The 13804-nt window shown below is 71.9% G+C and carries 13 protein-coding genes; 5 read left to right on the forward strand and 8 right to left on the reverse strand.

Features of this window, described 5'->3' with window-relative positions; all coding sequences use genetic code 11:
- Window positions 1-2: 2 nt before the first annotated feature.
- Window positions 3-200, reverse strand: coding sequence for a hypothetical protein (locus OIM89_RS14705; RefSeq protein WP_078951609.1), 198 nt, complete (start codon window positions 198-200; stop codon window positions 3-5).
- 281 nt (window positions 201-481) lie between these two features.
- On the opposite strand from OIM89_RS14705, the gene OIM89_RS14710 reads away from it, so the two are divergent.
- Together OIM89_RS14710 and OIM89_RS14715 are read left to right on the forward strand one after the other, a co-directional pair.
- Complete coding sequence (locus OIM89_RS14710) at window positions 482-1066, forward strand: DNA-binding protein (protein WP_030696976.1); 585 nt, start codon at window positions 482-484, stop codon at window positions 1064-1066.
- Window positions 1067-1215: 149 nt separating this feature from the next.
- Window positions 1216-1707: an LURP-one-related/scramblase family protein gene (locus OIM89_RS14715; protein WP_030696975.1), complete on the forward strand. Its 492-nt coding sequence runs from the start codon at window positions 1216-1218 to the stop codon at window positions 1705-1707.
- A gap of 29 nt (window positions 1708-1736) precedes the next feature.
- Here the strand turns inward: OIM89_RS14715 and OIM89_RS14720 are convergent, their stop codons facing one another.
- Window positions 1737-2540 carry a carbon-nitrogen family hydrolase gene (locus tag OIM89_RS14720; protein WP_030696974.1) on the reverse strand — a complete coding sequence of 268 codons (804 nt, stop codon included), beginning with the start codon at window positions 2538-2540 and terminating at the stop codon, window positions 1737-1739.
- A gap of 383 nt (window positions 2541-2923) precedes the next feature.
- Here OIM89_RS14720 and OIM89_RS14725 point away from each other — a divergent pair, with 383 nt between their 5' ends.
- Window positions 2924-3748 carry a maleylpyruvate isomerase family mycothiol-dependent enzyme gene (locus OIM89_RS14725; protein ID WP_030696973.1) on the forward strand — a complete coding sequence of 275 codons (825 nt, stop codon included), beginning with the start codon at window positions 2924-2926 and terminating at the stop codon, window positions 3746-3748.
- Between the two features lie 96 nt (window positions 3749-3844).
- On the opposite strand, the gene OIM89_RS14730 is transcribed toward OIM89_RS14725, so the two are convergent.
- Both OIM89_RS14730 and OIM89_RS14735 read right to left on the reverse strand, forming a co-directional pair.
- Entirely contained in the window at window positions 3845-5197 is a 1353-nt protein-coding gene (locus OIM89_RS14730) for an MFS transporter (RefSeq protein WP_078858047.1), read from the reverse strand.
- The gene (locus tag OIM89_RS14735) at window positions 5194-5862 is read right to left on the reverse strand and encodes a GntR family transcriptional regulator (protein ID WP_030696971.1); all 669 of its coding nucleotides are present in this window, start codon (window positions 5860-5862) and stop codon (window positions 5194-5196) included. The genes OIM89_RS14730 and OIM89_RS14735 overlap by 4 nt, the downstream gene beginning before the upstream one ends.
- A 282-nt stretch (window positions 5863-6144) precedes the next feature.
- On the opposite strand from OIM89_RS14735, the gene OIM89_RS14740 reads away from it, so the two are divergent.
- Complete coding sequence (locus OIM89_RS14740) at window positions 6145-7086, forward strand: D-alanyl-D-alanine carboxypeptidase family protein (RefSeq protein WP_030696970.1); 942 nt, start codon at window positions 6145-6147, stop codon at window positions 7084-7086.
- A 199-nt stretch (window positions 7087-7285) separates the two neighbouring features.
- Here the strand turns inward: OIM89_RS14740 and OIM89_RS14745 are convergent, their stop codons facing one another.
- Genes OIM89_RS14745 through pdhA form a run of 3 tightly spaced genes read right to left on the reverse strand, consistent with a single transcriptional unit; the run spans window position 7286 to window position 11051 of the window.
- Window positions 7286-8713: a dihydrolipoamide acetyltransferase family protein gene (locus tag OIM89_RS14745; protein WP_264491790.1), complete on the reverse strand. Its 1428-nt coding sequence runs from the start codon at window positions 8711-8713 to the stop codon at window positions 7286-7288.
- 20 nt (window positions 8714-8733) lie between these two features.
- Complete coding sequence (locus OIM89_RS14750; protein WP_003949310.1) at window positions 8734-9714, reverse strand: alpha-ketoacid dehydrogenase subunit beta; 981 nt, start codon at window positions 9712-9714, stop codon at window positions 8734-8736.
- Between the two features lie 2 nt (window positions 9715-9716).
- Entirely contained in the window at window positions 9717-11051 is a 1335-nt protein-coding gene (gene pdhA / locus OIM89_RS14755; RefSeq protein WP_030696967.1) for a pyruvate dehydrogenase (acetyl-transferring) E1 component subunit alpha, read from the reverse strand.
- A 341-nt stretch (window positions 11052-11392) separates the two neighbouring features.
- Between pdhA and OIM89_RS14760 the strand changes: the two genes are divergently transcribed.
- Complete coding sequence (locus tag OIM89_RS14760) at window positions 11393-12100, forward strand: response regulator (RefSeq protein ID WP_264491338.1); 708 nt, start codon at window positions 11393-11395, stop codon at window positions 12098-12100.
- A gap of 17 nt (window positions 12101-12117) precedes the next feature.
- Here the strand turns inward: OIM89_RS14760 and OIM89_RS14765 are convergent, their stop codons facing one another.
- Entirely contained in the window at window positions 12118-13689 is a 1572-nt protein-coding gene (locus OIM89_RS14765; RefSeq protein ID WP_151168815.1) for a protein kinase domain-containing protein, read from the reverse strand.
- Between the last annotated feature and the right edge of the window lie 115 nt (window positions 13690-13804).

A 13804-nucleotide genomic window follows, 5' to 3' on the forward strand; every position in this document is an offset into this window, starting at 1 on the left:
ACTCACCCGTGCCCCTCCGGATGCCGCCGCAGGAACACGTTGCAATCGCTGACGGTCGTCACGTCCCCACCGGCCCGGGCCCAGCTCCGCACACGGGCCAGCTCGGTGCAGTAGGGGCAGCCGACGACCGGAGTGGGTTCCGGGTCGAGGCGGAGAGGGAGTTCCACAGGGCCGGTCTGGTACCTCGTAGGTTCGCTCATGGCAGCATCGTCGCGGCCCCTCAAGGACGTATCGACAGCGAATCGGGGGACGTCTGGGCCTCTTCTCGCTACGGTCGGAGAAGGCCCAAACGTCCGTGGGAGATGCCTTGAACTCTGCCCTGCGCTCGGCTATCGCGGATGCTGGACTCAGCCCGCGCCAACTCGCCCTGCGCATCGGGGTCACCAGCAAGACCGTGGAACGGTGGCTGGCAGACTCCGGGCTGAGGCCCCACGCAAGGAACCGCGATGACGCCTGTCGGGCGTTGGGAGTGGATGAGGACATGATCTGGCCGCAGGCAGTCAAGGACCGCATCAAGAGCGGCCACGACCGTGAACTCGTCCAGAGCTACCCGTACCGGTCGGCCTGCCCGTCGACCGTGTGGGCGGACCTGATCGACTCGGCCGGCGAGGAACTGTTCTTCGCCGGGTACACCAACTACTTCCTCTGGACGCAGGTTCCCGCCTTCGCGGACACCCTGCGCCGGAAGGCGGCCGAGGGCTGCCGGGTGCGGTTCCTCCTGGGCGATCCGGAGGGCCAGGTGACCCGGCAGCGGGAAGTGGTGGAGGACGTGGCTCTCTCCGTCTCGACACGCATCCGCATCACCTTGGAGAACCTCGACAGGCTGGGCGAGCTGGGCGGAGTGGAGACCCGGTTCAGTGCGCCCGAGGACGCCACCAACCACGTGAGCCTCTCCGTCTTCCGCTTCGACCACGACGCCCTGGTCACCCCGCACCTCGCCCGGCTCGTCGGCCACGACTCGCCGCTGTTGCACCTCCGCAGGCAGGGGGACAAAGGCATGTTCGCGCGGTTCAGCGAGCACGCCGAGGAGTTGTGGCAGGCTGCGCGTCCCCTGCCTACGCGGTAAGACCCAGCGAATCGGCAAGGTTTGCGCACACCGGAAGGCACCGCCGACGCGGACCACCGCTAGGTGCCTCCGCCCAGGCCCGGCGGACTTCGCCGCCTCCCCGCGCGCCGCCCGCGCATTCCCCCGCCCCCAGCGGGAACCTGACCCCCATGAGATTCCACGTGCGGGAACGGATCTTCGGGGTCGGCGACGACTACTGGATCGAGGATGCCGACGGGCGGAAGGTCTACCTCGTCGACGGCAAGGCCATGCGGCTGCGGGACACCTTCGAGTTGAAGGACGCGGACGGGCGGGTGCTCGTCGACATCCGGCAGAAGCTGGTGAGTCTGCGGGACACGATGGTGATCGAGCGGGGTGACGAGAAGCTCGCCACCGTGAAGCGGAAGCGGCTCTCGCTGTTGCGGAACCACTTCCGGGTCACCATGGTCGACGGGACCGAACTGGACGTCAGCGGACGCATCCTCGACCGGGAGTTCGCGGTCGAGTACGACGGGGAGCTGCTGGCGCAGATCTCGCGGCGCTGGCTGACCGTGCGGGACACCTACGGCGTCGACGTCGTCCGGGACGACATGGACCCGGCGCTGGTCATCGCCATCGCGGTGTGCGTGATCACGCTGGCCGAGAAGGAGCGGAACGACTGACGCCCCCGCCCCTCGCCACGGCAGCGGCGCTACGGCCGCAGCTCCTTCGGCTCGGCCAGGCCCAGTCGGCGGTCCTTCAGGGCCGGGAAGCGGTCGCGGGTGGCGGCGACCGTCGTCGGGTCGAAGTCGACGGTGAGGATCTCCTCGTCCGTGCCCGCCTCGGCCAGCACCTCGCCCCAGGGGTCGACGACGACGGAGCGGCCGGCCTGTTCGGTTCCGGCGTGGGTGCCGGCGGTGCCGCAGGCCAGGACGTACGCCTGGTTCTCGACGGCGCGGGCGCGGGCGAGCAGGGACCAGTGGGCGGCGCGGCGGGCGGGCCAGCCGGCGGGGACCACCAGGGTCTCGGCGCCCGCGTCGACCAGGCCGCGGAACTGCTCGGGGAAGCGCAGGTCGTAGCAGGTGGCGAGGCCGAGGGTGGTCTCGGGGAGGGCGACGGTGACCAGGCGGTCGCCGGCGCCCATCAGGACGGCCTCGCCCTGGTCGAAGCCGAAGCGGTGGATCTTGCGGTAGGAGGCGGCGAGGGTGCCGTCGGGGGCGAAGACCAGCGAGGTGTTGTAGAGGCGGCCCTCGGCGTCGTGTTCGGGGATGGAACCGCCGTGCAGCCAGACCCCGGCGTCGCGGGCGGCCTCGGAGAGGGCGAGGAAGGTGGGGCCGCGCAACTCCTCGGCGTGCTCGCCGAAGTGGTCGAAGGCGAAGGCGCCGGTGGTCCAGAGTTCGGGGAGGACGACCAGGTCGGAGCCGGATCGCTCGCGGATCAGGCCGACCGCGCGGTCCCTGCGGGCGTCCACCGATTCGGCCGGGTCCACACAGATCTGGATGAGCGAGGCGCGCACACTACCACCGTCCTGGCATTCGGGCCGTCAACACGGGCCTACGATCGTCACACGAAAGCACTGCCGGGGTGCCATGGGGCAGCGTACTGTGCTGTTCCACGAAGGGGCGCGTCGGAGGGGACCGATCACCCGGCATGCCCGCCCCTCGTCCTGAGCAGACGCCGCCCGCCCGTCCGCCGCCCGCACGATGTCAGCCAGCCGTCAGCCGTCCGTCCGCCCGCTGTCCGTTGCCCGACTGCCCTGGTCCGAAGCGACCGGGGACCGGTGGTCCGTACGATGCGCGTACGGAGAGGTCCCGTACGACCGTACGGGCCGCTCGCACCGCCGTTCGCCCGTACCCGCCGCCATCCGACCGCCCGCGCACCACTCGCCCGAGGGATCACGTGAGTCTCCATCCCAGCCTTCAGTCCTACGCCGATGCCTGGACCCACTCCGTCGAAGCGATATTGGAGCTGGTCCAGCCCCTCCCCGAGGCGCAGTGGAACCTCGCCACGCCCTGCCCGGCCTGGTCGGTGCGGGACGTGGTCTCCCATGTCATAGGGCTGGACTGCGAGATGCTCGGCGATCCACGGCCGATCCACACCCTGCCGCGGGACCTGTACCACGTACGGACGGACCTCCAGCGGTACATGGAGATGCAGGTGGACGTCCGGCGCCACCACACCGGGCCGGAGATGACGGCCGAGCTGGAGTACACGATCATCCGGCGCTCGCGTCAGCTGCGGAACGAAACGCGTGAGCCCTCGGCGACGCTGCGCGGCCCGCTGGGCACCGAGACGACCCTCGAAGCGGCCATGCGGCTGCGGGCCTTCGACGTCTGGCTCCACGAGCAGGACCTGCGGACGGCGCTCGGACAGCCCGGCAACCTCGACTCGCCGGGCGCGCTGGTCACCCGCGACATGCTGCTGGCGGGCCTCGCGAAGGTGGTGGCCCGCGAGGCGGGCGCGCCTCCCGGCACCGCCGTCGTCGTGGACGTGCAGGGCCCGGTGGAGTTCCTGCGGACGGTACGGGTCGACGCCGAGGGGCGCGGCTCGGTCGACGGCTCGCCCTCGCTCGGCCCGGCGGTCACGCTGAGCCTGGACTGGGAGACGTACATCAGGCTGGCGGCCGGGCGGGTGCGGCACCCGGCCGTCGGGGACCGGGTGAAGACCGAGGGCGACGCGGAGCTGGCCCAGGCGATCCTGGACAACTTCGCGGTGACGCCGTAGCGGACAGACAGCTCACGGGCGGCGTGTACGCGCTGAGGCCCCGGTCCCGGTTCGCACCGGGGCCGGGGCCTTTCGTCGGCGTCGTCGCTGTCCCCGTCAGGCGGGGACGTGGACGGTCTCCACGCGGCTGGCGACCAGCCGTTCGCTCTCGCGGCGCAGGGCGGCGCGGCGCAGGCGGAGGATCTGCGCGGTGCCGAGCGCCTGGAGGACGAAGAGAGCGCAGAAGGCGATGCGGTAGTTGTCGTCGGTGAGGTCGAGCAGGATGCCGATGGCCAGCAGCGAGGTCATGGAGGCGGTGAAGCCGCCCATGTTGACGATGCCGGAGGCGGTGCCCTGCCGCTCGGGCGGGTTGGCCGGCCGGGCGAAGTCGAAGCCGACCATCGAGGCGGGTCCGCAGGCGCCGAGCACCAGCGCGTGCACCAGCAGCAGCCAGGCCGGGGCGGTGCCCGGCCAGCCGAGCACGGCGGCCCAGCAGACGGCGGCGGCAAGGATGGTGCCCAGCACGATGGCGCTGCGGGCCCGGTGGTTACGGGCGATCAGCTGGCCGTAGACGAGGCCGATCACCATGTTGGAGAGGACGACGAGGGTGAGGAGTTCGCCGGCCTCGGCGCGGGTCATGCCCTGCGCCTCGACGAGGTAGGGCAGTCCCCAGAGCAGCAGGTAGACCATGGCGGGGAACTGCGTGGTGAAGTGCGTCCACATGCCGAGCCGGGTGCCGGGTTCGGACCAGCTGCGGGCGATCTGGTGGCGGACGAAGGCGGCGCCGCGGTGCTCCTTGGGGACGGGCGGCGGGGCGTGGCCCTCGGGGTGGTCCTTGAGGAAGACCAGCATCACGGCGAGGACCAGGACGCCGAGGAGGGCGCTGCCGCCGAAGGCCGCCTCCCAGCCGATGCCGTGCAGCAGCCGGGCGAGGACCAGGGTGGAGACGAGGTTGCCGGCCATGCCCACCAGCCCGGCGAGCTGCCCGACGAGCGGACCGCGCCGGGCGGGGAACCAGCGGGAGCCCAGCCGCAGCACGGAGATGAAGGTCATCGCGTCGCCGCAGCCGAGCAGGGCGCGGGAGAACAGCGCCATGCCGTAGTGCGGGAAGAAGGCGAAGCCGAGCTGGCCGAGAGTGAAGAGGATGACGCCGAAGGTGAGGACGCGCTTGGTGCCCAGCCGGTCGACCATCAGGCCGACGGGTATCTGCATGCCGGCGTAGACCAGCAGCTGGAGGATGGAGAAGGTCGACAGGGCGGAGGCGTTGATCTCGAACCGGTCGGCGGCGTCGAGTCCGGCGACGCCGAGCGAGGTGCGGAAGATGATCGCGACGAAGTAGACGGAGACGCCGGCCGACCAGACGAGGACCGCGCGGCGGCCGCCGGGCGGGTCGAGCGGGCGCAGGCCGGGGCCGGGGGAGTCGTCCGGGGAGCCGGCGGCGCCGGACGGGGTGGGGGTCGAGCTGGTCACCGGTCCTCCCCCCGGATCAGCTCGCGGACGCGGCCGACGTGGCTGCGGACGCAGGCGGCGGCGGCCTCGGCGTCGCCGGAGCGGATCGCCTCCAGCAGTTCGGCGTGCTCGGTGAGGTTGGCGGCGATCCGGCCGGGGTGGGCCTCCATGACGGCGACGCCCATCCGCAACTGGCGGTCGCGGAGCTGGTCGTAGAGGCGGGAGAGGATCTGGTTGCCCGCGTTGCGGACGATCTCGGCGTGGAAGGAGCGGTCCTTGTCGGAGACGGCGGCGAGGTCGCCGGCCTCGGCGAGGTCGCGCTGCTCGGCGAGGAGCCGCTCCAGGCGGGTGATGAGGGCGGCGGGGGCGGGGACGGCCCGGCGGGCGGCGTGCTCCTCGACCAGCAGCCGGGTCTCGACCACGTCGGCGATCTCCTGGGCGGAGACCGGCAGGACCAGGGCGCCCTTCTTCGGGTAGAGCTTCAGCAGCCCCTCCACCTCCAGCTTCAGCAGCGCCTCGCGGACCGGGGTGCGGGAGACCCCCACGGCCTCGGCGAGGCCGCCTTCGGTGAGGAGGGTGCCGCCCGCGTAGCTGCGGTCCAGGACGGCCTGCTTCACGTGCCGGTAGACGCGGTCGGCGGCGGGCGGCTTCTTCTCGGCGGCGGAGGTCGGGGGCGCTGAAGGCATGCACACAGGATAGATACATGACGCGTACACCATCAGTGGGCCGTCGGGCCTTCCCGCGATGTGGACGATGACCTTGGTCACATGTGCGAGGCGCGCGCGGGAGCACCGGGCCCCACCTGCGGGTTCCCGCGCCCGGACCGCGCGACACCGTCCGGAACCCCTCTCTCCCGCGGCTCGGACGGCACTTGGCTGTACAACCCTTCACCTCGTTCGAGAGTCTGCTCTGCGCGTCCGGAATCCAGGGAGATCCCGGGCAAGGAACGCGAACTCGGAGCTTCCCCAGTGACTTTCGGCATTTCGGGCGGTCGCCGCGCGGCCGCCGTCCTCCTCACCACCGGCGCGGTACTGGTCGCCGGTCCCCTCGTCAGCCCCGCCGCGGCCGCCTCGGCCGCCGCCGCGCCCAAGGTCAGCGCCAAGGGCGCCTTCCTGATGGACGCCACCAGCGGGAAAACGGTCTTCAGCAAGAGCGCCGACACCAAGCGGCAGATGGCCAGCACCACCAAGACCATGGCCGTCGCCGTCGTCCTCGACACCAAGGGCGTCAATCTGGACAAGAAGGTCACGGTCAAGCAGACCTACCGTGACTACGTCGCCAAGAACGGCGCTTCCACCGCCGACCTGCGCACCGGCGACAAGCTGACCGTCCGCCAGCTGCTCTACGGGACGATGCTGCCCTCCGGCTGCGACGCCGCCTACGCCCTGGCCGACACCTTCGGCAGCGGCACCACCGTCTCCGCCCGCACCAAGTCGTTCATCTCCAAGATGAACGCCAAGGCCAAGTCGCTGGGGATGACGAACACCAAGTTCGACTCCTTCGACGGCATCTCCAAGGCCGGCAACAACTACTCGACCCCGCGCGACCTGGCCAAGCTGGCCCGGCACGCCATGAAGAACAGCACCTTCAAGACCGTGGTGAAGGCGGCCTCCACCAAGCAGAAGGCCACCGCGAAGGGCGGCGGGACCCGCACCTACACCTGGTACAACACCAACAAGCTGCTCGGCTCCTACAAGGGCGCCACCGGGGCCAAGACCGGGACCGGGACCGCCGCGGGACCCTGCCTGATCTTCTCCGCGACGAAGAACGGCAAGTCGCTGGTCGGGGTCATCCTCAACGACAGCAACCGGTACGCGGACGCCGGCAAGATGCTCGACTACGGCTTCGGCAAGAAGACCACGAGCACCCTCAAGGTGAAGCCGCTGCCGCAGGGCGCGCAGCAGGACTGAGGCGCTGGGGCGCCTCTTTGAGGGGGCGTCGGTTTCACGTGAAACATCGGGATGTTTCACGTGAAACCGAGAGGGGCGTCCGTGGTGCACGGACGCCCCTCAAGACTTCGGTCGTCGGCCGCCCGGGTGGGGTGGCCTCACACGCCGGCCGGGCTTGCATGTGGCCTCAAACCCCGGCCGGGCTGAGAAACCACCGTCGTCACGTCCAGGTCAGCAGCCGCTTGGGGTGTTCCAGGACCGCCGCCACGTCGGCGAGGACCTTGGAGCCGAGCTCGCCGTCGACCAGGCGGTGGTCGAAGGAGAGCGCCAGGGTGGTGACCTGGCGGGGCTTGACCTTGCCCTTGTGGACCCAGGGCTGCCACTTCACCGCGCCGAAGGCGAGGATGGCGGACTCCCCCGGGTTGAGGATGGGCGTACCGGTGTCGACGCCGAAGACACCGACGTTGGTGATGGTCACCGTGCCGCCCTGCATGTCCGCCGGGGAGGTGCGGCCCTCGCGGGCCGTGGAGACCAGCTCGCCGAGGGCGGCGGCCAGTTCCGGCAGGGTCTTGGCCTGGGCGTCCTTGATGTTCGGGACGATCAGGCCGCGCGGGGTGGCGGCGGCGATGCCCAGGTTCACGTAGTGCTTGCGCACGATCTCCTGGTTGGCCTCGTCCCAGGCGGCGCTGATGTCCGGGTTGCGGCGGATGGCGACCAGCAGGGCACGGGCCACCATGAGGAGCGGGTTGATCCGCACGCCGGCCAGGTCCTTGTCGGCCTTCATCTTCTCGACCAGCTTCATCGTGCGCGTCACGTCCACCGTGACGAACTCGGTGACGTGCGGCGCGGTGAACGCCGAGCCGACCATCGCCTGCGCCGTGGCCTTCCGTACGCCCTTGACCGGGACGCGCGTCTCGCGGGCGTCCGGGGCGGGGGCGGCGGCCCGGGGGGCCGAGGCGGCCTCAGGCTGCGGGGCGGGGGCCGGGGCGGGCTCGGCCGGGGCCTGCGGGGCGGCCGCCGCGTGGACGTCCTCCCGGGTGACCACGCCGCCCTCGCCGGTCGGCACCACGGTGGCCAGGTCGACCCCGAGGTCCTTGGCCAGCTTGCGCACCGGCGGCTTGGCCAGCGGCCGGTCGGCGCCGGAGACCGGGGTGCCGTTGGCCACGGGGGCGGCCGGGGCGGGCGCCGGAGCCGGGGCGGGCGCCTCGGGAGCCGGGGCCTGGGCGGCCGGGGCCGGCTCGGCCGAGCGGCGGGCCCGGCGCTTGGTGGAGGACTCGGAGACGCCGTAGCCGACCAGGACCGGCTGGCGGCCCTGGGGCTCGGCGCTCTCCGCCTCGGCCGCGGGAGCCTCGGCGGGGGCCGCCTCCGGCTCCGGGGCCGGAGCCTCGGCACCGCCGGTGGCCACCGAGATGATCACCTGGCCGACGTCGACCGTGGTGCCCTCGGCGAAGCGCAACTCGCGCACCGTCCCGTCGAAGGGGATCGGCAGCTCCACCGCCGCCTTGGCCGTCTCCACCTCGCAGACGACCTGGCCGTCGGTGACCGTGTCGCCCGGCTGGACGTACCACTTGAGGATCTCGGCCTCGGTGAGGCCCTCGCCCACGTCGGGCATCTTGAACTCGCGTACCGCCTGGGCGGATTCCGTCATCGTCGTCACGTCCCTCTCCCTCAGAACGCCAGCGAGCGGTCGACGGCGTCGAGCACCCGGTCGAGGCCCGGCAGGTACTCCTCCTCGATCCGCGCCGGCGGGTACGGCGCGTGGTAACCGCCGACCCGCAGCACGGGCGCCTCCAGATGGTAGAAGCACCGCTCGGTGATGCGGGCGGCGATCTCCGCCCCGGTGCCCAGGAAGACCGGGGCCTCGTGGACCACGACCAGCCGACGGGTGCGCTCCACCGAGCGCTGGATCGCGTCGAAGTCGACCGGCGACATCGAGCGCAGGTCCAGCACCTCCACCGACTTGCCCTCCTCGGCCGCGGCGTCGGCCGCCGCCAGGCAGACCTTCACCATCGGGCCGTAGGCGGCCAGCGTCAGGTCGGTGCCCGCACGGGCCACCTGGGCGCCGTGCAGCGGGGCGGGGATCGCCTCGCGGTCGACCTCGGCCTTGTCCCAGTAGCGGCGCTTCGGCTCGAAGAAGATCACCGGGTCGTCGCTCTGGATGGCCTGCTGGAGCATCCAGTAGCCGTCGGCCGCGTTGGCCGGGGAGACCACCTTGAGGCCGGGGACGTGCGCGAACAGCGCCTCCGGGGACTCGCTGTGGTGCTCCACGGCGCCGATGCCGCCGCCGTAGGGGATGCGGATGACGATCGGCAGCTTCACCGTGCCCAGCGAACGGGCGTGCATCTTGGCGAGCTGCGTGACGATCTGGTCGTACGCGGGGAAGACGAAGCCGTCGAACTGGATCTCCACGACCGGCCGGTAGCCGCGCAGGGCCAGGCCGATCGCGGTGCCGACGATGCCGGACTCGGCGAGCGGGGTGTCGATCACCCGGTCCTCGCCGAAGTCCTTCTGGAGACCGTCGGTGACGCGGAAGACACCGCCGAGTTTGCCGACGTCCTCGCCCATGATGAGGACCTTCGGGTCGCTCTCCAGGGCGGTGCGCAGCGATTCGTTGAGGGCGCGGGCGAGCGCGAGCTTCTCCGTAGCCATGATCAGTTCGCCTTCCCGGTCACGTCGGCGTCCTCGAACGACGCCTGGTACGCCGCGAATTCGGCCCGCTCCTCGTCCACGAGGGCGTGCCCGTCCGCGTAGGTGTGCTCGAACATCGCCATCGGGTCGGGGTCGGGCATCGCCCGTACCGCCTCCCGTACGCGGCGGCCGAGCGCCTCGCTCTCCTCCTCCAGCTCCGCGAAGAACGCCTCGTCGGCGTGGCCCTCCGCCTCCAGGTGGGCGCGGAGCCGCTGGATCGGGTCGCGGGCCTCCCACGACTCCCGCTCGTCGTCGGAGCGGTAGCGGGTCGGGTCGTCGGAGGTGGTGTGGGCGCCCATCCGGTAGGTGAACGCCTCGACCAGCGTCGGGCCCTCGCCCCGCCGGGCACGGGCCAGCGCCGCCTTGGTCACGGCGAGGCAGGCGAGGACGTCGTTGCCGTCGACGCGGACGCCGGGGAAGCCGAAGCCGCTGGCGCGCTGGTAGAGCGGGACGCGGGTCTGCTTCTCGGTGGGCTCGGAGATGGCCCACTGGTTGTTCTGGCAGAAGAAGACGACGGGCGCGTTGTAGACCGCGGAGAAGGTGAACGCCTCGTTGACGTCGCCCTGCGAGGAGGCGCCGTCACCGAAGTAGGCGATGACCGCGGAGTCCGCGCCGTCCTTGGTGATGCCCATGGCGTACCCGGTGGCGTGCAGCGTCTGGGAGCCGATGACGATCGTGTAGAGCTGGAAGTTGTTGCTGTTCGGGTCCCAGCCGCCGTGGTTGACGCCGCGGAACATGCCGAGCAGGTTGACCGGGTCGACGCCCCGGCACCAGGCCACGCCGTGCTCCCGGTAGGTCGGGAAGACCCAGTCGTCCCCGCGGGTCGCCCGGCCCGAGCCGATCTGCGCCGCCTCCTGGCCGAGCAGCGAGGCCCACAGGCCCAGCTCGCCCTGGCGCTGGAGCGAGGTGGCCTCCGCGTCGAAACGCCGGGTGAGGACCATGTCGCGGTAGAGGCCGCGCAGCTCCTCGGCGGTGATGTCGGCGACGTACGGGTCGTACTCGGCGTCGGCGACCCGCTTGCCCTCGGGCGTCAGCAGCTGCACGAGCTGCGGCTCGGCGGGGGCGGCGGGCGTCGCGGGCCCGGTCTGCTCGGCGGTCTTCGCCGTCTTCGCAGCCTTCGTGGCCTTGGCGGGGGTCCGCTTGGCCGGGGCCTTGGCAGCGGTCTTGGCGGGCGCCTTCGCCGTCGCCCGCTTGGCGGGCTTCGGGGACTCGGCTGCCCGGGCGGTCCGTCCGGCGTCGCCGCCGTTCTCGGTCCCGCCGCGGCGCGTCCCTCGCGCGGCACTGCTCTCCACGGTCACGTGTGCTCCTCCGTCGGTCCGGCCCCCGGGGTCCACCGGGAGCCTGGTGCCCCCTCGTCGATGACGGGGGGAGGCTCGCCCGTACCCGTACGCGCACGGGGTGGGTGCGAGCCCGGGAACAAGGCGTGACAGGTGCCCCGGCGAACGCCTGTGACATGCACGTTACCCAGTGCTGCGCAAATCCGCGAAACCCTACCTGACCTGCGATTTTCCTCGGAAGTCCAAGTAAATCCGGAAAGCGGCGCACAGCTCCAGGTCACAGCCTCGCAGGGTGCCGGAACACCGGCACGTTATCCCGCTCACCCCGGGCGCGGGAAGACTTCGTGTGTGAGACTGCTTCCGTGCCCGAAGGCGGAAAAATCACGGTATTCCTGCTCGACGACCACGAGATGGTGCGCCGGGGCGTGCACGAGATGCTGTCGTCGGAGGCCGACATCGAGGTCGTCGGCGAGGCGGGCACCGCCGCCGAGGCCCTGGCCCGCATCCCCGCCACCCGCCCCGACGTCGCCGTCCTGGACGTACGGCTGCCGGACGGCAGCGGGGTCGAGGTCTGCCGCGAGGTCCGCTCGCGGGACGAGTCGGTCAAGTGCCTGATACTCACCTCGTACGCCGACGACGAGGCCCTCTTCGACGCGATCATGGCGGGCGCCTCCGGCTACGTCCTGAAGGCCATCCGCGGCGGCGACCTCCTCGACGCCGTCCGCCAGGTCGCCGCCGGCAAGTCCCTCCTCGACCCGGCCGCCACCGCCCGCGTCCTGGAGCGGCTGCGCGGCCACGGCGCCCCCAGGGACGACGACCGCCTCAACGGCCTCACCGAGCAGGAACGCCGCATCCTCGACCTGATCGGCGAGGGCCTGACCAACCGGGCCATCGGCGACCGCCTCCACCTCGCCGAGAAGACCATCAAGAACTACGTCACCGCCCTGCTCGCCAAACTCGGCATGGAACGCCGCTCCCAGGCCGCCGCCTACGTGGCCCGGATGCACGCGGAGCGCGGGGAGCAGGGCCGCACGGGCGGGGGTACGCGGACGGGCCCCTGGTCGTGGTGACCAGGGGCCCGTCGGGCTCACTGCACGCCGCCGGTCTCGCCGTCCGGAGGCGACCCGTCCGTCGGAGGCGGCTCCTCCTCCGTGGGCGGCGGCTCCTCCTCGGTCGGCGGCGGCTCCTCGGTCTGCGAGGGCTGCTCGTCCGTCGGCGTCGGGTTGGCCGGCGACTCCGGGGTGTCCTCGGTGGGCTGCTCGTTCGACCAGCCCGAGTCGCCGGTCTGCTCCGGCGGATACGGCTGCTGGTTGCCACCGGTGTCGCCCGGCGCGGTCTCCCCGTCGGTCTCCTCGTCCGTGGGCGAGGCGGACGGCGAGGAGGTCTCCTTGGTGGAGGTCGGGGAGGGCTTCACCGGGGGCTTGTCGCCCTCGTTCTCGTTCAGCCCGTTCATGGCGAAGGCCACGCCGCCGACGATCGCCAGCACCGCGAGCACCGCGATCAGCCACATCCGGCCGCGCCCGGAGCCGCCGGGCCGGCCACCGCCCTCGTAACCGCCGTCGTGCACGCCCGGCTGCCGGATCATCGGCTGCTGCATCGTGCCCGGGTCGGGGTGCGGAAGGCCGCCGTGGCCACCCATGGCGCCGACGCCCATGGCCGGGGTGTGGCCGCCCTCGTGCAGGTCGACGGGGCCGGTGTTCCAGGTCCGGGTGTGGCCGCCCTGCTGCTGGAGCATCTGGAGGCCGTACTGGACCAGGCCACGCATCTCCTCGGCGCTCTGGAACCGGTCGTCCGGGTCCTTGGCGAGGGAGCGCATGACCAGGCCGTCCAGCTCCGGCGGCGCCGCGTCGGAGACCTCGGACGGCGGGACCGCCTGGTCCTGGACGTGCTGGTAGACCACCGAGAGCGGCGTCTCGCCGGTGAACGGGGGCCGCAGCGCCAGCAACTCGTAGAGGAGGCAGCCGGTGGCGTAGAGGTCCGAGCGGTGGTCGACGGCCTTGCCGAGCGCCTGCTCCGGGGAGAGGTACTGCGGGGTGCCCATCACCATGCCGGTCTGCGTCATCGTCGACTGGGCGCCGTGCAGGGCGCGGGCGATGCCGAAGTCCATGACCTTGACGGCGCCGGCGTGGGTGATGATGACGTTGGCCGGCTTGATGTCGCGGTGGACGATGCCGTGCTGGTGGCTGTAGGCGAGCGCCTCCAGGACACCGGAGACGATGATGAGCGCCTGCTCCGGGCCGGGTGCCTCCGCGTTGACCAGCAGGTCGCGGATGGTGTGGCCCTCGACGATCTCCATCACGATGTAGGGGACGGTGCTGTTGCCGACCCGGTCCTCGCCCGAGTCGTAGACCGCGACCACCGCGTGGTGGTTGAGGCCCGCGACCGACTGCGCCTCACGCGTGAAGCGCGCCTTGGAGACGGGGTCCTCCGCCAGGTCCGAGCGGAGCAGCTTCACGGCGACGGTCCGGCCGAGCCGGACGTCCTCGGCCGCGAAGACCTCCGCCATACCGCCCCGGCCGAGCCTGCGCGTCAGCCGGTAACGGCCGTCGCCTACGAGACCGCCGTTGCCCCACAGTTCCGGCGCGTCATGGGAGTCCGACATGTCGCCGCCAGTCGCCTCGGGGTCGGACGGGCCCTGAGCGCGCTGCGTCTGTGCCATCGGTCCTCGCCGTCGTGTCTTGATCGTCACTGTCCGCGCGCTCGGGAACGCACCCCGGGGTACGGAGATACTCGGTCTCGCCCGGAGAGTCGCGCGGGTGCTCCGACGGGTCACG

It is taken from the genome of Streptomyces sp. BI87, from assembly GCF_025957665.1.
GTDB classification, from domain to species: domain Bacteria; phylum Actinomycetota; class Actinomycetes; order Streptomycetales; family Streptomycetaceae; genus Streptomyces; species Streptomyces albidoflavus.

Coding starts and splice junctions, on each gene's coding strand:
- OIM89_RS14710 (WP_030696976.1), top strand. CDS start 482: ATGATCTGGCCGCAGGCAGTCAAGGACCGCATCAAGAGCGGCCACGAC.
- OIM89_RS14705 (WP_078951609.1), bottom strand. CDS start 200: ATGAGCGAACCTACGAGGTACCAGACCGGCCCTGTGGAACTCCCTCTC.
- OIM89_RS14750 (WP_003949310.1), bottom strand. CDS start 9,714: ATGGCTACGGAGAAGCTCGCGCTCGCCCGCGCCCTCAACGAATCGCTG.
- OIM89_RS14745 (WP_264491790.1), bottom strand. CDS start 8,713: ATGACGGAATCCGCCCAGGCGGTACGCGAGTTCAAGATGCCCGACGTG.
- OIM89_RS14715 (WP_030696975.1), top strand. CDS start 1,216: ATGAGATTCCACGTGCGGGAACGGATCTTCGGGGTCGGCGACGACTAC.
- OIM89_RS14765 (WP_151168815.1), bottom strand. CDS start 13,689: ATGGCACAGACGCAGCGCGCTCAGGGCCCGTCCGACCCCGAGGCGACT.
- OIM89_RS14735 (WP_030696971.1), bottom strand. CDS start 5,862: ATGCCTTCAGCGCCCCCGACCTCCGCCGCCGAGAAGAAGCCGCCCGCC.